This is a genomic window from Maridesulfovibrio pacificus (SeqCode), assembly GCF_048612815.1.
GTDB classification, from domain to species: domain Bacteria; phylum Desulfobacterota; class Desulfovibrionia; order Desulfovibrionales; family Desulfovibrionaceae; genus Maridesulfovibrio; species Maridesulfovibrio pacificus.
Genome location: NZ_JBLZNE010000001.1, coordinates 3229590 through 3246676 on the forward strand (window position 1 = coordinate 3229590; position 17087 = coordinate 3246676).

19 protein-coding genes and 2 tRNA genes are annotated in these 17087 nt (G+C 46.5%); 8 read left to right on the plus strand and 13 right to left on the minus strand.

Annotated features, from left to right (window positions below):
• Positions 1-12 precede the first annotated feature (12 nt).
• From gap to ACNI23_RS14920, 6 genes are all read right to left on the minus strand, one after another.
• Complete coding sequence (gene gap, locus ACNI23_RS14895; RefSeq protein WP_420249853.1) at positions 13-1032, minus strand: type I glyceraldehyde-3-phosphate dehydrogenase; 1020 nt, start codon at positions 1030-1032, stop codon at positions 13-15.
• 25 nt (positions 1033-1057) lie between these two features.
• Complete coding sequence (locus ACNI23_RS14900; RefSeq protein WP_420249855.1) at positions 1058-1618, minus strand: GAF domain-containing protein; 561 nt, start codon at positions 1616-1618, stop codon at positions 1058-1060.
• Between the two features lie 471 nt (positions 1619-2089).
• Positions 2090-3376, minus strand: coding sequence for a 4Fe-4S dicluster domain-containing protein (locus ACNI23_RS14905; RefSeq protein WP_420249857.1), 1287 nt, complete (start codon positions 3374-3376; stop codon positions 2090-2092).
• Positions 3377-3418: 42 nt separating this feature from the next.
• Positions 3419-3694 carry a type II toxin-antitoxin system RelE/ParE family toxin gene (locus tag ACNI23_RS14910; RefSeq protein ID WP_420249858.1) on the minus strand — a complete coding sequence of 92 codons (276 nt, stop codon included), beginning with the start codon at positions 3692-3694 and terminating at the stop codon, positions 3419-3421.
• Positions 3684-3926 (minus strand): CopG family ribbon-helix-helix protein, encoded by a 243-nt coding sequence (locus ACNI23_RS14915; protein WP_420249860.1) that lies wholly within the window; start codon positions 3924-3926, stop codon positions 3684-3686. The genes ACNI23_RS14910 and ACNI23_RS14915 overlap by 11 nt, the downstream gene beginning before the upstream one ends.
• A gap of 62 nt (positions 3927-3988) precedes the next feature.
• Complete coding sequence (locus ACNI23_RS14920) at positions 3989-5347, minus strand: aminotransferase-like domain-containing protein (RefSeq protein WP_420249862.1); 1359 nt, start codon at positions 5345-5347, stop codon at positions 3989-3991.
• A gap of 248 nt (positions 5348-5595) precedes the next feature.
• On the opposite strand from ACNI23_RS14920, the gene ACNI23_RS14925 reads away from it, so the two are divergent.
• The 3 genes from ACNI23_RS14925 to ACNI23_RS14935 all read left to right on the plus strand — a co-directional run bounded on the left by ACNI23_RS14925 (position 5596) and on the right by ACNI23_RS14935 (position 7307).
• Entirely contained in the window at positions 5596-6186 is a 591-nt protein-coding gene (locus tag ACNI23_RS14925; protein ID WP_420249863.1) for a LysE family translocator, read from the plus strand.
• A gap of 103 nt (positions 6187-6289) precedes the next feature.
• A complete protein-coding gene (locus ACNI23_RS14930; protein ID WP_420249865.1) occupies positions 6290-7168 on the plus strand; it encodes an NAD(P)-dependent oxidoreductase in 879 nt (292 codons plus the stop codon).
• Positions 7169-7231: 63 nt separating this feature from the next.
• A tRNA-Phe gene (locus ACNI23_RS14935) sits at positions 7232-7307 on the plus strand.
• Between the two features lie 47 nt (positions 7308-7354).
• Here the strand turns inward: ACNI23_RS14935 and ACNI23_RS14940 are convergent.
• Together ACNI23_RS14940 and ACNI23_RS14945 are read right to left on the minus strand one after the other, a co-directional pair.
• On the minus strand, positions 7355-7834 hold the full coding sequence (locus tag ACNI23_RS14940; protein ID WP_420249866.1) for an S-ribosylhomocysteine lyase: 480 nt from the start codon (positions 7832-7834) through the stop codon (positions 7355-7357).
• Positions 7835-7866: 32 nt separating this feature from the next.
• The gene (locus ACNI23_RS14945; RefSeq protein WP_420249868.1) at positions 7867-8562 is read right to left on the minus strand and encodes a 5'-methylthioadenosine/adenosylhomocysteine nucleosidase; all 696 of its coding nucleotides are present in this window, start codon (positions 8560-8562) and stop codon (positions 7867-7869) included.
• A 146-nt stretch (positions 8563-8708) separates the two neighbouring features.
• Here ACNI23_RS14945 and ACNI23_RS14950 point away from each other — a divergent pair, with 146 nt between their 5' ends.
• On the plus strand, positions 8709-9656 hold the full coding sequence (locus tag ACNI23_RS14950) for a LysR family transcriptional regulator (RefSeq protein WP_420249870.1): 948 nt from the start codon (positions 8709-8711) through the stop codon (positions 9654-9656).
• 83 nt (positions 9657-9739) lie between these two features.
• Here the strand turns inward: ACNI23_RS14950 and ACNI23_RS14955 are convergent.
• The 3 genes from ACNI23_RS14955 to ACNI23_RS14965 all read right to left on the minus strand — a co-directional run bounded on the left by ACNI23_RS14955 (position 9740) and on the right by ACNI23_RS14965 (position 12069).
• A tRNA-Phe gene (locus ACNI23_RS14955) sits at positions 9740-9815 on the minus strand.
• Between the two features lie 68 nt (positions 9816-9883).
• On the minus strand, positions 9884-11650 hold the full coding sequence (locus ACNI23_RS14960; RefSeq protein WP_420249871.1) for an aldehyde ferredoxin oxidoreductase N-terminal domain-containing protein: 1767 nt from the start codon (positions 11648-11650) through the stop codon (positions 9884-9886).
• Positions 11650-12069, minus strand: coding sequence for a 4Fe-4S binding protein (locus ACNI23_RS14965; RefSeq protein ID WP_420249872.1), 420 nt, complete (start codon positions 12067-12069; stop codon positions 11650-11652). Before ACNI23_RS14965 ends, ACNI23_RS14960 begins: the two co-directional genes overlap by 1 nt.
• Positions 12070-12454: 385 nt before the next feature.
• Here ACNI23_RS14965 and ACNI23_RS14970 point away from each other — a divergent pair, with 385 nt between their 5' ends.
• Together ACNI23_RS14970 and ACNI23_RS14975 are read left to right on the plus strand one after the other, a co-directional pair.
• A complete protein-coding gene (locus tag ACNI23_RS14970; protein ID WP_420249873.1) occupies positions 12455-12724 on the plus strand; it encodes a hypothetical protein in 270 nt (89 codons plus the stop codon).
• Between the two features lie 166 nt (positions 12725-12890).
• Positions 12891-13160 (plus strand): hypothetical protein, encoded by a 270-nt coding sequence (locus tag ACNI23_RS14975; RefSeq protein ID WP_420249874.1) that lies wholly within the window; start codon positions 12891-12893, stop codon positions 13158-13160.
• 65 nt (positions 13161-13225) lie between these two features.
• On the opposite strand, the gene ACNI23_RS14980 is transcribed toward ACNI23_RS14975, so the two are convergent.
• The gene (locus ACNI23_RS14980; protein ID WP_420249876.1) at positions 13226-14149 is read right to left on the minus strand and encodes an ACP S-malonyltransferase; all 924 of its coding nucleotides are present in this window, start codon (positions 14147-14149) and stop codon (positions 13226-13228) included.
• A 249-nt stretch (positions 14150-14398) separates the two neighbouring features.
• Between ACNI23_RS14980 and ACNI23_RS14985 the strand changes: the two genes are divergently transcribed.
• Together ACNI23_RS14985 and ACNI23_RS14990 are read left to right on the plus strand one after the other, a co-directional pair.
• Positions 14399-15514, plus strand: a complete 1116-nt coding sequence (locus ACNI23_RS14985; RefSeq protein WP_420249877.1) for an FIST signal transduction protein — start codon at positions 14399-14401, stop codon at positions 15512-15514.
• On the plus strand, positions 15511-16386 hold the full coding sequence (locus tag ACNI23_RS14990) for a PAS domain-containing protein (protein WP_420249879.1): 876 nt from the start codon (positions 15511-15513) through the stop codon (positions 16384-16386). The genes ACNI23_RS14985 and ACNI23_RS14990 overlap by 4 nt, the downstream gene beginning before the upstream one ends.
• A 1-nt stretch (position 16387) precedes the next feature.
• Here the strand turns inward: ACNI23_RS14990 and ACNI23_RS14995 are convergent, their stop codons facing one another.
• The gene (locus ACNI23_RS14995; RefSeq protein WP_420249881.1) at positions 16388-16747 is read right to left on the minus strand and encodes a response regulator; all 360 of its coding nucleotides are present in this window, start codon (positions 16745-16747) and stop codon (positions 16388-16390) included.
• Between the last annotated feature and the right edge of the window lie 340 nt (positions 16748-17087).

Sequence of the window (17087 nt, forward strand, 5' to 3'; positions counted from 1 at the left end):
ATTCATGCAAAATTAAATACCGCACTTAGCCATGTAGTCGATCAGGTCGGCCAGACGGCAGGAATAACCCCATTCGTTGTCGTACCATGCGTAAACCTTGGCAAGGTTGCCGCCCTGTACAACGGTGAAATCCGCTTCGACGATACCGGAGCGGGGATCGGCGAGGAAGTCGGAGGAAACAAGAGGAGCTTCGGAGTAGCCCATGATGCCATTGAGTTCGCCTTCGGAAGCGGCTTTCAGGGTAGCCTTGAGTTCTTCGGTGGTGGTGTCTTTTTTGAGCACAGCAACGAAGTCAACAAGGGATACGGTAGGTGTAGGAACACGCACGGAGTAACCTTCGAAACGGCCCGCCATTTCGGGGATTACCAGAGCAACAGCTTTAGCCGCACCGGTGGAGGTGGGGATCATGTTGCAAGCTGCAGCGCGAGCACGACGCAGGTCCTTATGGGGCTGGTCGAGGATACGCTGGTCGTTGGTGTATGCGTGAACAGTGGTCATCACACCTTTCTCAATACCGAACTTCTCGTGCATGGTCTTAACGATAGGCGCGAGGCAGTTGGTGGTACAAGAAGCGTTGGAAATAATGGTGTGCTTTGCAGGATCGTAATCCTTGTGGTTAACACCCATTACAACGGTGATATCCTCTTCCTTTGCAGGAGCGGAGATAACAACTTTCTTGGCGCCGCCTTCAAGGTGCTGCGCAGCGGTAGGACCGGTTCTGAAAATACCGGTACACTCGATTACGATATCAACACCGCACTCACCCCAGGGAATCTGGCGGGGATCACGCTCTGCGAAGTTCTTAATGGTGTAGTCGGAACCGACGAACATGGTGGTGCCTTCTACTTTCACTTCTGCGGGAAACTTACCGTAGTTGGTATCTCTGGCAAAGAGAGCTGCGTTTGTTTCGATATCGAAAAGGTCGTTGATGGCTACAACATCGATGGTGTCGCGATGTCTTTCCCAAATGGTTTTCAAAACCTGACGGCCGATACGACCGAAACCGTTAATACCTACTTTTACTTTGCTCATTTTAAATTCCTTATATTAACGCGTCTTACAAATCGTCGACGCGGTAGATGTAATCGTTTGCCAGTTCGCTTGCACGCTTAAGGGCGCTGTACATGCGGGCGTTTTCAAGAGCGAGACCGGAAAGATCGGCAACGCATTTGAGGAAGTCCAGTTCTTCTTCGGAAAATTCACGGAGTTCAGCGGAGTATACACGCAGAACGCCGATTACTTTTTCACCGCGTGCGGTGAGGGGAAGAACAACGAGAGAGCAGAGACCTTCTTTTGCTGCTTCTTCAGGATACTGGAAGCGGTCATCTTTTCTTACGTCAGCGATGGATACGATTTTACCATCAAGAACTTCCTGGTCCAAACGGCTCTTGGCAACCTCAACAGGACCTTTCTTTTCGTAACGTTCGCTCAGACCGTAGGATGCATCTGCCAGCAGAGTTTCACCCTTGCGATCAAGAAGTCTGATAAAACAACCTTTCAGTTCCATTTCAGTTGCCACTTTCTCGGCAATACTGTGAAGAACCTTTTCCGGCTCCAGACTGGAGTTAACAGCTCTGGTGATTTCGAAAATTGCTTTGTAGAGTCTGGTTACACCCATTTCTCATACCTGCCTTGTTTATGTTTAACCGAAAGGGCCGCTTACAGGGCGGACCTGCGTATCAAGTTCTTGGTTAATTGCTTTCTAACAGATTTGAAATCATTTTGCATGCAAAAAATGACCACTTTCTAACATTTTTATGTTTTGTGTTCCTAAATGTTTTTCGTTTATGAAAATATTGTTCGCTTTTGTTTAGCATAATAAAGCGCATATTATTTATAAACTAAATAAATTAAAACTAACTGAAAGCATTGCAGATAAACGATCTTACTTCAAGAACACAAAAATAATATATTTAAGAATAAAAGATCCGGGCTGGGAAAATACAGGATTGGGAAAAGTTCGATTTAGAAATATCAGCACGCACCCGGAAAAGAGGCTGGCATAATAATATCAGAATATACCCTGACAGCAACCTATTAAGTTACAAACAAGGCACAATAAAAAGAAGAGCTGAAAAATGAAGACTGATTAGGAAGTGGCTTTGCGTAAAGTGCTTAGAAAACGGGAACGCAGGGTATCGCCCATCAATCCCTTTTTAATCGGGGAAAGTTTCAGAAAACCACCAAGGAGCGAGCGCATAAAGTCCTCGCTACGACTGTTTGGATTATCAAATATAAGGTTCTGTAGAGTGCCGCGTTCAAGGGATTGCAGGATAACCCTCTCAAAACTGTCTTCGGGATGGATAACACGTTGTTCGCGCTTATCCATCTGTAAAGCACCGGTGGGACATTTAAGCGCGCAGACACCGCATCCGAGGCAGATAACCTTATTAATCTCCGCAAAACGGTGCGGCTTTTCCACTCCGGGAATATCTTCCTTACGTATGGTGATGGCATCAATGGGGCAGGCTCGTGCGCATTTCCCGCAGCCGTTGCAATCAGCAAGTTCAATCCCGGCAATGAAGGTAGATGAAACTATAATTCCCGGATAACCTGAATACTTTATCCCGTTCATCAGGTTACAGCAGCATCCGCAGCAATGACAGAAGAACCCGGCGTTCTCGCGGACATTATCAGTGGTCAGGGTGAAACCCATTTCCCGTGAACGGGCCATAATATCATCCATTTCAGCGCGGGAAATCTCACGGGCAAAATTATTGCGGATCAAAAAATCAGCAGCCTCGCCCATGGAGGTGCAGGTTTCAAGGTCGATGCCGCACTTCTGCTCACCAAGGTGCATCTTCTCGTGGCGGCAGGAACAAAGGCTGACCGCAAAGCGGTCCTGCTGCGCGACCATCGCGGAAGCTTTTTCATAATCGAGCACTTCCACATGATCCACATTGCGGATAGTGCCTTCATGAGGCAGGGCACGCATGATGGAAATCTGCTCACCATTCCCGAAATTGGCCTCGAAAAACGAATTGTCACCGAACATATAATTGCTGAACAGCTCTGCCCATTTGGCAGAGTCCAGCTCACCCTTGGTGCGCATCATGGTGAATTCGAAAAAGCCGATCACAAAGGGGCTGATCATGTAAAGATAACGATCCTTCGCCCAGAGATCGCAGACCAGACCTTTATTACACATGGATTCGAGCATGGGACGAAGCGCATGCTCGTCAATACCTGTCAGTTTTGAAATCCGTTCAAGAGAAGAGGGGCGGTAGGGCATGCGGACAATAAGCTCCGCTTCCGCAGGAGAATAAAGAGCCTTAAGCATTTCACGCATGGAATCGGACCACGGCATACGCACGGTGGTTCCGTCCACTTTGTCACCCAACTGACGATAGATATCTTTTCCGATGATGTGTCCCATGAAGAGAGGAATTACACGGGGACGGGGGATATTGGCAAGAGATTAAGGATATTGCTTGCGACTGTGTAAGATCCTGACAATTTCCACATGATCTTTCACTCTGTAGACAACTATGTATGGCAAGTCAGGCAAAATCAACTCTCTGGTTTCCTTCAACCTTCCCTCTCTACCAGAATTGGGGAACGATGAAAGTCGTGAAATTGACTTGATTATTCGGTCCAGCAGCATCTGTCCAACATCCTTCTGCCCTTGCTCTATATAATAGTTTAACAAATGCAGAATATCTTTACGCCCAGACAGTGCCCAGCTAATCAACATTGTAGCCTAACTTTTCAATATCTTTGAGGACATCTTCGTGTGGAACACTCTGCCCACTATCCAATTCTGCTAGACCATCACGCACTTGTGCACGAAACCAGATTTCATAATCAAGAAAGCCAGCAACAGCTTCTTTAATTAATGCTGAACGAGTAGTGCCACTTCCACTAGCCAACTCATCAAGCCTTTCAATTGTATCCTGATCAAATCTTGTACTTACAGTTGTCTGCATATTGACCTCCTTAATACGTGTTACAATTGTAACACGCAAAATAACAACAAGCAAGAAAAGTACTAAGAGAAAAGTATTTCCCGTAAAATCCCAAGCCCCTTCCTTAACTGCTCAATATCCTTGGGCCCGCTCAAGGAAAGCCTGATATTGGCCGGGACAGGACCGCCGCCCACTGCAAATTTCTCAGCCCCGAAAACATTCAATCCAGCCTCGCGGGCGCGTTGCTCAACCATATACCCTTTCCATGATTCGGGCAGGGAAAGCCAGAGGAAGAATCCTGAAGGATTAACGCCAAGCCCCATGCCACCCAGTAAATCCTTAACAGCTTCAAAACGGCGTCGCGCTGCCTGACGCTTGAGCTTAACGGTGATATCCGCCGTGCCGTCAGTTATCCACTGACAAAGGAGTTCTACGTTAAGAGGCGGAGTCATCCACACGGTATTAAGTATAGCGTGAGCCAATTGTTTAAAACGTTCACCCTGCGCAACCATAAATGCAACCCGCAAACCAACAGCAATGGATTTGGATACACCGGCAATGAACACGCTACGTTCCGGGGCAAATGATGTTACCGGGGGCAGATCACTTTCCACGGTCAATGCATAAGCATCATCTTCAATGATGGTCAGATCATGGTTGCAGGCGATCATGGCTATCTGCTCCCGCCGCTCAAGAGGCATGCAGGCCGAAGTTGGGTTCTGAACTCCGGGCATAATCGAAACACCGTTAATCTTTTCCCGGCGGCAAATTCTGTCCAGCTGTTCAGGAATCATGCCCTGATCATCCATCGGCACAGGGACAAGTCTGATGCCGAGCATATTAGCAAGAGTTTTCATGCCCGGATAAATAAGAGTATCGGTAGCAATACGGTCACCGGACCGGAAAAGACTGCTCAGACAACAATTCAGCGCATGCTGGGCACCTGAACAAACCAGCACATCTGCGGCTGTTGTTTCCAGACGATACCGCTTTGCCCACTCTGCCCCAATCTCACGATGCTCCGGCAATCCCTGCGGATCAGTGTAGCGCAGAAAGGCATTCAGATTGCGACGGCGGGTCAGCCGTTTCATACCCTCTTGAATATCCGGGTCCAGATCATAGAAGGTATTAACCATGCCCAGTTCGATCATTCCCGGAGCGTGCGGCTCGAAGGTTACCATTGATGATGACGTGATCGCATCGGAGGCAATGAAAGTTCCCCGCCCCACAGTACCGCAGACGAGGCCCCTTTTTTCAGCCTCGGCGTAACCGCGGGTCACCGTGCTCACGTTCATCTTCAGATCATCAGCAAGATCACGATGAGTAGGAAGCTTGTCTCCGGGACTGAGTTTTCCGGAATAAACATCCCGTTCAATAGCATCGGCCAAACGCTTAAATTTCGGACGCGCACTTTCTTCGAGTGTAGGTATCCATTTTGTCATGCAGACAATGTTTCATTTGACTGCACACAATGTCAAGCATATGAATACAATTAAGCAGCAACAAGCACACAATCATCCCGCTGCTTATCAACCACGTCCAGTGGTCCCCTTATCGGGCGTTGTCCGCACAACGCCCAACCATCTCAAAATTAACCCCAGTTAACCATACGAAGACGCGAAGCGTAATAAAAGGTTTTGGGATTCTTAACCCCTTTTGGAAAAGGGTTTAAGCCGCCGGAGGCAAAAAAATGCAAGAAAATTTCTGGGCTTTCCTAATATTTGTTATTGTCATGACCGGTACACCGGGACCGGGCAACATTGCATCCATGGCCCTTGGTCAGGCCGTAGGCTTCAAGCGTTCAATTCCTTTCCTTTCGGGCGTGATAATTGGCGGCATGACCATGGATATTCTGGCAGCAATAGGTCTGGCGGAACTGTTTCTGGCTTACCCGCAGGTATCTGCAGTTCTCAAGGTCGGAGGTCTTGTCTATATCCTATACCTCGCTTGGAAGGTATTGAACATGCAGGCGAATTCTTCCAATAAACCTAAAGCATTTAAGTTTGTTGAAGGGCTGGTCCTGCACCCACTCAACCCGAAGCATTACGCCATGACAGTCGCGGCTTTTGCCCAATTTGCCGACCCAGGCGCAAACCGCTTCACGGAAATTCTGATATTTGTGGGCACCTTCACTTGCGGAGCAGCTTTCTTTCACTCTTTGTGGTGCTTTGCAGGTGAATCTTTCATGAAAATGCTGCGCTCTCCCCTCGTGCGTCATACGGTTAACATTTCCATGGTCGTACTTATGGTCGGAGCCACGGCCTATGCACTTTATCAATAACAACTAAGACAAATGCCGTATTTACGGACTGTTCTTCCTTGTGGTAATTACAGCTGATACTCGAATTTACTATAACCTACTTCATTAATGAGGATTAAATATTATGAGCATGAAAATCGGATGGATCGGTACAGGTGTAATGGGCGGGTCCATGTGCATGCACCTGATGAAAGCAGGCAATGAAGCATTTGTATACAACCGTACCAAGTCCAAAGCTGACAAGCTGCTGGCCGAAGGAGCAACATGGTGCGCTTCCCCGGCTGAAGTTGCGAAAAAAGCCGATATTATCTTTACCATCGTAGGTTACCCCGCTGACGTGGAACAGACCATCCTCGGCGAGAACGGCGTACTTGCCAACGCAGATTCCGGTAAGATCATTGTAGATATGACCACTTCTGAACCTGCACTGGCTAAGCGCATTGCCGAAGAAGCTGCCGCTAAAGGTGTGGGCGCACTCGATGCCCCGGTTTCCGGCGGCGACCTCGGCGCACGTAATGCAACTCTGGCGATCATGGTCGGCGGGGAGAAGAAAATTTTTGATGAGGTGATGCCGCTATTTGATGTGATGGGCAGCAACATCCAGCTTATGGGTAAAGCAGGCGCAGGGCAGCACACCAAAATGTGCAACCAGATACTCATTGCCGGAACCATGATCGGAACCGTGGAATCCCTGCTCTACGCATACAAAGCGGGCATGGATCTCAATGAAGTAATTGATGTGATCGGCTCCGGAGCTGCCGGATCATGGTCCATCAACAACCTTGGCCGCCGCATTGCAGATGGCGATTTCAACCCCGGTTTCTTCATCAAGCATTTTGTAAAAGACATGGGCATCGCCCTTGATGAGGCCAAGCGCATGAATCTTTCCCTACCCGGACTGGCACTGGTTAACCAGTTCTATATCTCAGCCATGGCGCTTGGTTATGAAGAACTCGGTACTCAGGCTTTGTACAAAGTTCTGGAAAAGATGAATGGAAAGTAACATTTAATTCACAAATAATTGTTGACTTCGTTTTGCGATCTGCGTAGAAACGATTTCTCCGGCGCCGAGGTAGCTCAGTCGGTAGAGCAGGGGACTGAAAATCCCCGTGTCGGCAGTTCAATTCTGTCCCTCGGCACCACCTGCCTTGAATAGCCGTTACAACTAAGTTGTAACGGCTTTTTCTTTTTATTCAGGATAATTAAGATTATCTGAACCAATTCCATCCAGCACTTCCGCGTAATATTTCGCGGCTTCAGCTTTTGCTAAAGGCAAATCCATAAGGGTGTAATTTCCGCATTCCACAGCGGAAGCACCGGGCACCTCACCTTCAAAATCAGCAGCGAACTTGAACAGTTCCTGAATCAAGTCCACAACATCTTTTGAATCATATTTGCCGTTAAGCAGCAGATAGAATCCGGTCAGGCAACCCATAGGCCCGAAGTAGATAATCTTATCACCATACTCAGAGTGGTTACGCAGGAAAGTGGCCCCGATATGCTCAAGGGTATGTGCTGCCGCAGAATCAAGGGCAGCTTCGTTGTTGGGTTCTTTTACGCGCAGATCAAAGGTGGTGACATTCTCTGCACCGATCTGATCACGACGGGAGACATAAATCCCACGCTTCAATCTAGTATGATCTATCTTAAAACTCTCAATTTTATTCATGTATTCTTTCTCTTACGAAGCGACGAAGCTTATTAAATATTATCAAGCATAGACAAAACCATGCGCACTGAATTAGCGGCGGCTTTTTCCATGCTCTGTTCATAAATTGCGCTGCTTCCATCTTCGTGCACTTTATCTGAGATAGAACGGATCAAGATAAAGGGCACATTAAAGAGAAAGCCTGTTTGAGCGATGGCAGCCCCTTCCATTTCCACAGCCATTACATCGGGAAACTTCTGCTCAATCTGTGAGATTTGCTGCGGAGTATGAATAAATGAATCCCCGGACAAAACAGGACCCTGATGAACACTGATGGAATCCTCATTAATCCAAGCTTTTTTCGCTAAACCAAGCAAAAGTTTGTCGGCCTGATACGCTGCGGGCATCTGCGGAATCTGGCCTATTTCGTAATCAAAAGCTGTAGCATCGGCATCGTAATGGCGCACTTCAGATGAGACCACGATGTCACCAATGTTGATGTTGCCGGGAAAAGCCCCGGCCACCCCGGTATTGATCAGGTAGTCGGGCTTGAATTTATCAAGCAGCAAAGTGGTGCCTACTGCCGCGTTAACCTTGCCGATTCCGCACAGAAACAGAGCAACTTCCACTCCGTTAATCCTTCCGGTATGGTAGGTGAACTGTCCGAAATTTTCCGTTTTCGGCTCATCCAATTTATTAACCAGCAATACAAGCTCTTCTTCCATTGCCGCGATTATTCCTATCTTCAAAACAATTTTCCTCTTATCTGTTCCGGCACACCACTTCTGTTTAGGGTCGCCGTGTTCTTGCTTGAAAGATATACGCAGGGCATGTAATTAGTAAAATTAATAGTTCTACTATTTTTCATTAATTTAACTTACCGATAGGCAAAAGCATGCTTCCCGACCTGAACAGGCTGAAAGTTTTTTTTCATATTTTCAATGAACAAAGCAGCACGGCGGCAGCCAAAAAGCTGCACATCACCCAATCAGGGGTCAGCCAGCACTTGAAAAAATTGGAAGAAGAGCTGCAGACCAAGCTGTTCACCCGGGTTAATCGAAAACTCGTTCCCACCGCAGCAGGAAGAAAATTGTATGGAATCGTGCAGGATTTCATGGATGAGCTTGAACAGGGTGTCCGGCATATAAACGATGGTTTGGAAACGCCCTCCGGCCCACTGCGCATCGGCGCACCCAGCGAATTCGGCAAGATCTACCTGCCGCCCATCTTCGGCTCATTTAGACGTAAATATCCGACAGTAACGATGCAGTTGGAACTGGATGAACCAAGCGTGCTGTTTGAAAAAGTCGCGTCTGGAGAACTGGATTTCGCATATATCGACATCCTGCCTTTTTTTATGGACACCCCGGGTGGAACATCCGCCTACTCCATCAAACCTGTGGTTAAGGAAGAATTTGTGCTGGCCTGTTCTGAAGAATATTACCGGGCAAAAATAAACGGGACAGGTTACGAACAGCTTAAGCAATTGGATTTCATTGGATATAAAAAGGACATTGCCCTCTTCCGCAGTTGGTTCAAATTACACTTTGGGCGTGAACCGCAACAGCTGAACCTTGTCTTCATTGCCGACAGCTCCGAAGCAATCGTATCAGCCATTAAAGCCGGACTGGGAGTCGGGATTACCGTCAGCCATTTAATGAACAGGGAAATCAATACTGGGAAAATTGTTGCCATCCGACCGGATGCAGAGAAACTGCAAAATACCATTGCCTGCGTTCAATTCAAAAATAAACAGTCCAGCATCACCGAAGCTGCATTTCAAGATCATTTCCGGCTGGAATTAAGTAAGAATTATGCAAAATTGGAATTGAGTGGAACTTGATCAATTTTCAACGCGAAGCTGTAGCCAGACATAAAACGAAAAAGCCCTCATGATTTCTCATGAGGGCTATTCTATGCACTTAGTGGTGCCGAGGGACAGAATTGAACTGCCGACACGGGGATTTTCAGTCCCCTGCTCTACCGACTGAGCTACCTCGGCGCCGCTGAGGAGAGATTACTAACCAAACAGTACACGCTTGGCAAGCACTTTTTTAATTTTTCCTCGATTTATTTCAAATTTAGCTTCTCAAGAGCCTCATCTGAGACCAATTCGCGAATTCTACGACCATACTCATTCTTGAGTTTTTCCATATATTCCGGGTCTGTTTTACCCTTCCAAGTTGTGATTTCACTGTAGCGCTTGGGAATACTGATCTCATCGGGATTATAGCCGGTAGCGAAACGAATTTTCCAACGCATAGCCCGGACTCTTTCTCCGATAAGCTCCATATTTTCAGCTATTTCTTCATAGCCGACAGACCTCAAGCACTCGGCAAGAACTTCATCCTTGTAGACCCCGCGCCCGAAGAGGCAGGAAACCATGGAAGTAAGGAATGCCCGTCCGGTTTCATCGCTGATCAGGAAGTCACAGACTTCAGCTGCATCCTTGCGGTCGTTCTTCTGGTCCCATGAGTAACCGCCGGAATCGAGATGGGAATGACGGAATCCCAGCCCTTCAGCCACATAAAAAGCTTCCCCGGTTGCATATCCGGCCATCTCCTGACCAAGTACGCAAGCGAAGTCCTCGCCGCCGTACTTTGCGGCTGCCACCAGCGATCCTTTACCCAGAGCAGCATAAAACTCGTTTTCCGCATTGCTAAGATATTGCACAGCCTTTTTGTAGCCCTCAGCATCACCAAAGGCGAGAGGGACGATAGTCTCGGCCTCGCTGACCAATCCCTTTTCATAAGCTTCAGTTGCCCAGGCAAGAGCCACACCGCCGGACATGACATCCAGACCGCCTTTTTCCACTTCGTCCATTATACCCAGCACCTGAAAGGCGTCAGTCACTCCAAGCATAGACCCGGTGGCAAAGATGGGCTCGTAATCGTAAGCCACCTGACGATAGAGGTATTGGTTATCCTCCATAAATTTTTCGCGTACAAACCCGATATGGATACAGCCCACCGGACATCCGGCACAGGCCGCATTGCGCAGCAGGGTGTCATCGGCAAATTTCTTTCCGGTAATTCCGGTTATCTTTTCATCCTTGGTAGCCTGCAGGTTACGCCAAGGCAGAGATTCCAATTCATTCAGCGCATCGAGATTAGCCGCAGTACCGAGGTTGTGATACTTGCTCATCATATCGGTGGCGGTCATCTTCTCGTAAACCTGTCCGTATACCTTGGAATACTCCTTATTTTCCGGCAGCGCGAAAGACCCGTCCCCCTGAATCACGATCCCCTTGAGATTCTTGGCCCCCATGACTGCACCGGAGCCCAACCGCCCGAAATGACGGTAGGTGTCGGCATTGATGCAAGCCATTGCTGAGAGCTTCTCCCCGGCAGGACCGATGCGCAGGATAGACCTATGTCCGGAACCGGGAAACATGGACCGCAGGATTTTACCAGTACTGAAAACGTCTTTCCCGGCTAAGAATTGAACATCCTTAACTTCCAGATGCCTCATACCAAGAGAAAGGCATGATAAGCGCGGGGCACGTCCTTTGATAACCAAGGCATCAAAATCCGCAAAACGGATAGCCAGAGCAGAACGCCCCCCGGCATGACTCTCGGCGAACTGATCGTGGTAAGGAGATTTAAAGGAACAAACAGTCTTGCTCATGAGCGGAAATAATCCGGTCAAAGGACCGATGGAAAAAATAAGCGGCTGATCAGGATCATCCCAAGGACGGTCCACATGCCCGTATTTATCAAACAGCAAAGCTCCAAGCCCGCTGCCTCCGGCAAATTCATTACGCCCATCAACTTTAACAACATTGCCTTTTCCGCTTCCCAGATCGACCACAAGGACCCTGAAGTAATCGCGTATCATTATGAGTCCCTCCTCTCGTCTGATTCAACCATTTCCAGACATTCATGCGGGCAGAACTCAACACACCTGCCGCAATGAATGCATACATAAGGACGGTCTTTCAAATCCAGATAAATGGCGTCCACAGGACAGGCTTCCGCGCATTTACCACAACGAATACAAAGATCTTTTTTATGGATAACCCCACCACCTTTCTTGCGCCCCCTCATGGCACCGGTAGGACAAACTTCGGCACAGGGAGCTGGAGAACAAGCCATACAAACCTTGGCTACAAAGCCGGTGGAAAGGCCCCCGGAGGAAGAAATCCTGATTCCGGCCGTATTCCATGAAAGCAGCTTGTGTACCAGCCGCGCACACGCAAAAGAACAGGAATGGCAACCAATGCATCGCTCCATACGTGAAGCTGTCAAAGTTTTCATATTTACCCCGTAAGTTGATTATTCATGCAGAGCATAAACATATATTTCAGTATTTATGGCACCGAAGTAAATTTTATCACAATGAAATAGTTTTACAAACCATAGCACTTTTTACTCGGCCATCAAATCTCTCTACCATCAAATATAGTAAACAGTAAAAATGATATCTTTTAAATAATACCATAATTACCTTTTTAATCTATAAACACATCAAAAATACTACTTTTAACATGCCAAAATTAGCCTAATAGCTAACCATCAACAGTTATTAACTATAAATTTATATAAAAAAATTGACCGGCAACTTTAATAATATATTATTTAAGAGTGGTGATGAACGGTGTGGAATGTGGGCCCTTCACGCCAAAAGCAAATGGAGGGAAGCATGGCGATGACAGGAGCGCAAATCCGGAAAAAAGTCATGGACCTTTATCCGGAAATTGAAAAATTCAACCTTAACGTTTCGGCGGAGTACAATGCGGACAAGGAAGCCTGGATCGTAACCCTTGAAAATGGATCCAGTTCCATGTTCACACACATGGACTCAACCTATGCGAGCAGTTGCATCGATAAACAGAATTGTATCTATTTCAGCAACCAGATGATGGGATTTATAGATAACTACTGTACGGAAAGTGGAGCATGCACGATTTAACAGAGACAGCGCACAATTCGGGGGATTGACCATTTTAGGCCAATCCCCCTTTTTTGTTCAACGCCATTCATTGACAGTCGCAATTTACAATTTATATTCTAAATATAACCAATAGAACGAATCGATAAAAATATATCCTCTCACTCAAACTAACGGAGGGGGAACTATGAGACTTAACGACTCACAAATCCGGCAGATGGTCATGGACCTTTACCCGGAAATAGAAAGATTCAATATCGGCATGTCCACCGAGTTCAATGAAGAACAGGACGCATGGATCATTACCCTTGAAGACGGTTCAAACTCCTTGTCCACCCACATGGACTCCTCATATGTGAGCAGCTGCTTTAACGAACACAATTGCGTTTACTTCACCAACCAGATGATGAATGTACTCGACAATTACTGCTCTGAAAGCGGAACCTGTTCAGTTTAGACCCAAAAAAAGGACCAGCCCTAACGGACTGGTCCTTTTACTTTTCTGGTTACGAAGCCCTTCCACTATTTTAAAGCTTCAGCCTGCTCCAAATTACCGATGCCCTTTCCTTCGTATTCCTTGCCCTTGAGGTTGGCTACCAACAGTTTGGTCAGCACACCCTTGGGACCGAGTTCGAGGAAATTGCGCGCTCCGGCAGCGTACTGGTTGGATACGATTTCGATCCAGCGTACGGATGAAGTCATCTGTGAACACATGATCTTCTTGATTGCTTCGGGATTTGATTCAGTTTCAGCGGTTGCGTTGAAGTAAACCGGAAATGCAGGAGCATTCCAATCCAACTTGCCAAGGTAGGCTGCAAATTCATCTGCAGCATCCTGAATAAGGGGACTGTGGAAAGCACCGCTGACCGGCAGGGGAATAGCGCGGCCTTTCTTTTCCTTGATCACAGTTCCGGCAGCGTCAATGGCAGCCTTCTCACCGCTGATCACATACTGAGCCGGAGAGTTGTAGTTTGCCACACGCAATTCCTTTCCGGTTTCGGATGCACCGAATTCAACTGCTTCTTCAACAGCAGCCTGATCCAGCTTCAGCACCGCAGCCATACCGTGGTCTTCGTTGGAAACCTGAGACATAAGCTTACCGCGCAGGCAGACAGCCTTGATGGTGTCTTCTACGGAAAGAATGCCGGAAGCACCAAGGGATGCAAACTCACCAAGGCTGTGTCCGGCGGTTGCTGCAGGCTTGAGGCTTTCCTTAAGATAAGACCATATAGTCAGGTTTACCACAGTCAGACCGGGCTGCAATGCATCGGTCTTAGCCATATCAGAAGCATCGCCTTCCCAGTAGATTTCACGCAGAGACAGGCCGGATTCAGCCTCAGCAAATTTCCACATATCCATGGCAGTGGACCATTTTTCAGCAAGATCACGACCCATTCCAGGTTCCTGAGAACCCTGACCGGGAAAAAGTATAGACAAATCAGACATTTTAATTTCTCCTTAAACTGCTGCCGGGGAAACGCCGGCTATTTTTTATATGATGAAACCTTGTTATATTTTACTTGCTGCACACTTCCTCGCTGGAAGCGTGCCTATAGAAAGCAGATTTAAGGGCGTTGTTCAAGCTCTATCATTATAAATTCATCAGCGTATCTAACAAGTGAGCTTTTTACCTGCACGCCATTCTATTTTTTGGTAACTAAGAAGAAAGCTATAAATATACTGTGGAGATCACGAATGCATATTGAATTGGAACAGACAGGCAGTGTGCAATCCCTTGCAACAATTCTGGAAAAAACAGCTGCACGGGATGAAGTGAATGGAATAATCATTTTTGCCTGCGATAAAAACGGATTCAGACCTGAAAATGTAGACCAGATATTTAAAGAGTGCCCTGTTCCGCTTATGGGAGGCATTTTTCCGGGCATAATCCACGAAAAAGAAACATTGGAAACCGGCACCATAGTACTCAGCCTTTCCCAAAAACCCGAAATATCTATAATCAAGGAAATGAGCGATCCCGAGACAGATTTCATGCGCCCCTTGGATATAATATTTGAAAACGACAACATTCCGGAAACTATATTTGTTCTCACCGACGGTTTTGCCAGCCGAATATCTTCTTTTATCAATGCAATGTTCACCCACATCGGTATCGAACGCAATATCATCGGGGGAGGTACCGGATCACTAAGCCTTAAAAGACAACCCATCATCAGCAATCAAGGATTACTGGAAGATGCAGCCATAATCGGCTTACTGAAAACTCAAAGTACAGTGAATATCAGCCACGGCTGGAATCCCATCAAAGGGCCTTTCAAAGTAACGGAAGCGGACCGTAACATAATTAAAACAATTAACTGGATGCCTGCGTTCAGCATCTACAAAGAAGTCATCCGCGAGCATTCCGGGAAATATATTACTCCTGAAAACTTCTCACGCATTGCCATGTCCTATCCATTCGGGATTTCGAGCATGTGCAGTGACCCAATTGTACGTGACCCGGTGAAGGTTGATGAAGCAGGGGCTTTGACCTGTGTAGGCGAGATAATGGAAGGATCCTTTGTAGACATACTCCACGGCAACACGGAATCCCTGATTAAAGCATCAAGCCAGATCTCAACCTGCAAACCCGGATTCAGCATCGGTGAGAACTCAGTAGGACTCGTTGTAGACTGTATTTCAAGGGCACTATTTCTCAAAGACAATTTCGAGCATGAACTGAAAGCCCTGCATCTCCCGGATATCCCTCTGCTCGGTTTTCTATCTTTCGGAGAAATAGCCACTCAGGAAAAGCAATCATTGGAATTTCATAATAAGACAACTGTTTTGGCCGTATTGGAGGAACTGTGAGCATCAGAATCCAAGAACAACTTCTTTATGAAATAGCCATGTCAGTTGGCAAAAGCATGGATCTTGAAACAATGCTTTCAACGGCAATTTCAACATACCTGCGACGCTTATGCTGCATGAGTGCAAGGATTTTACTGCAAAACAAGAACTCACATTCTTTCGACAAAGCATTTTCCATTCCCATGAGGGAAAAACAACAATCTGCCTTTGATGATTTCAGCGCAAAAATTTCAAGCTGCGAAACAGAAGATCAACTCAACAATCTTAGAGAAAGCCTTCCTCTGCACACCTCTTTTGAAGGAGACCACTATTATCTTATGAATCTACCTGATGCAGGATTCCTGATGATTGGGAAAGGTCTTTATCCTCTGCCGCATTCAATGCTTAAGTCATTGCAGAAAATAAACATCAGGCTAGCTGAATCAATTATTTCCTGCCAGACGCACCGGAACAATGAAATCTTGAATGTTAGGCTCCAAAACCAGATCATGGAAAGGGAAAAAGCGGAGCAGGCCATCTTGGAAGAGAGGCAAAAATACAGGGTAATATTTGATAATTCACCATTAGGCGTGATCTACTTTGACCACGAAGGAGTTATCAGAGACTGCAATCCCAAATTTATGGAGCTTATGGGATCAACAAAAAAAGAATTAATAGGCTTTAGTACCGCGAAAAAAGGTACTCCTGAAATGAGGGAGGTTATAAGCAAAGCATTGAATGGTGAGTCTGCGATCTATGAAGGCAACTACATTTCCGTAACCGGAAATAAAAAAATGTATATCAGAGCGGTATTTAACCCTGTCTCACCGAACAGAACAACAACTGAAGTTATTGCAACAGTGGAGCAGCTTGGAGAGTACCGGGAAGAATAAATCAACGGGCCAGAACATCCTCCACCTTAAGCTCAAGCTCTTCTTTATCTATGGGCTTAACGCAATATTCATTGGCTCCGTGCTTAAGTGATTCACGTGCAGTCTCAAGGGTCGGATATCCTGTAAGCATGATCACCTTCAATTCGGGCATAAGTTTTTTCATCTCCTCCAGCACCTCAACCCCGGTCATCTTCTTGAGTTTAATATCGAGGATCGCCAGCTCGACATCGCTGTCGGAGATAAACGAAAGAGCCTCCTCTTCCTCAGAAAAAACACTTACTTTGTGCCCTTTACGTTCAAGAATTCGCTTGAGAAGTATTCCCGCGTCAACAACGTCATCAAGAACAAGAATATGCGCCATAACCAGACTCCTTAAATTTATCTGATCAACCATAATATCAAGATGATCATTAGTCGAGTACTCTATTTTATGTGCTCTTTTGCTCTGATGCAGCGCTAAGCAAATTTTCCTTCACCCCTCAGCAGAATCATTTTTTCTGTTCTTTTCTTCAATGTACCTTTATTTTTCGAAATACAAAAATATTTATAATAAAATTTCATTTTGCTTAATTTTGCATTCCAGATATCAATAATAACATCCAGACTGCACACTGATTGCAATCCATTTCGAAATCCAGACACTTAATTTGATGGACAATAATCGAAATGTATTCTATGCGGTATGCTCAATTGTGCGTTTA

Excerpts from the sequence above, each read along its gene's own strand:
- ACNI23_RS14910 (WP_420249858.1), bottom strand. The coding sequence starts at position 3,694 with ATGTTGATTAGCTGGGCACTGTCTGGGCGTAAAGATATTCTGCATTTG.
- ACNI23_RS14975 (WP_420249874.1), top strand. The coding sequence starts at position 12,891 with ATGAGACTTAACGACTCACAAATCCGGCAGATGGTCATGGACCTTTAC.
- ACNI23_RS14930 (WP_420249865.1), top strand. The coding sequence starts at position 6,290 with ATGAGCATGAAAATCGGATGGATCGGTACAGGTGTAATGGGCGGGTCC.
- ACNI23_RS14920 (WP_420249862.1), bottom strand. The coding sequence starts at position 5,347 with ATGACAAAATGGATACCTACACTCGAAGAAAGTGCGCGTCCGAAATTT.
- ACNI23_RS14985 (WP_420249877.1), top strand. The coding sequence starts at position 14,399 with ATGCATATTGAATTGGAACAGACAGGCAGTGTGCAATCCCTTGCAACA.
- ACNI23_RS14970 (WP_420249873.1), top strand. The coding sequence starts at position 12,455 with ATGGCGATGACAGGAGCGCAAATCCGGAAAAAAGTCATGGACCTTTAT.
- ACNI23_RS14940 (WP_420249866.1), bottom strand. The coding sequence starts at position 7,834 with ATGAATAAAATTGAGAGTTTTAAGATAGATCATACTAGATTGAAGCGT.
- ACNI23_RS14950 (WP_420249870.1), top strand. The coding sequence starts at position 8,709 with ATGCTTCCCGACCTGAACAGGCTGAAAGTTTTTTTTCATATTTTCAAT.
- ACNI23_RS14965 (WP_420249872.1), bottom strand. The coding sequence starts at position 12,069 with ATGAAAACTTTGACAGCTTCACGTATGGAGCGATGCATTGGTTGCCAT.
- ACNI23_RS14900 (WP_420249855.1), bottom strand. The coding sequence starts at position 1,618 with ATGGGTGTAACCAGACTCTACAAAGCAATTTTCGAAATCACCAGAGCT.
- gap (WP_420249853.1), bottom strand. The coding sequence starts at position 1,032 with ATGAGCAAAGTAAAAGTAGGTATTAACGGTTTCGGTCGTATCGGCCGT.
- ACNI23_RS14915 (WP_420249860.1), bottom strand. The coding sequence starts at position 3,926 with ATGCAGACAACTGTAAGTACAAGATTTGATCAGGATACAATTGAAAGG.
- ACNI23_RS14980 (WP_420249876.1), bottom strand. The coding sequence starts at position 14,149 with ATGTCTGATTTGTCTATACTTTTTCCCGGTCAGGGTTCTCAGGAACCT.
- ACNI23_RS14960 (WP_420249871.1), bottom strand. The coding sequence starts at position 11,650 with ATGATACGCGATTACTTCAGGGTCCTTGTGGTCGATCTGGGAAGCGGA.
- ACNI23_RS14925 (WP_420249863.1), top strand. The coding sequence starts at position 5,596 with ATGCAAGAAAATTTCTGGGCTTTCCTAATATTTGTTATTGTCATGACC.
- ACNI23_RS14995 (WP_420249881.1), bottom strand. The coding sequence starts at position 16,747 with ATGGCGCATATTCTTGTTCTTGATGACGTTGTTGACGCGGGAATACTT.
- ACNI23_RS14905 (WP_420249857.1), bottom strand. The coding sequence starts at position 3,376 with ATGGGACACATCATCGGAAAAGATATCTATCGTCAGTTGGGTGACAAA.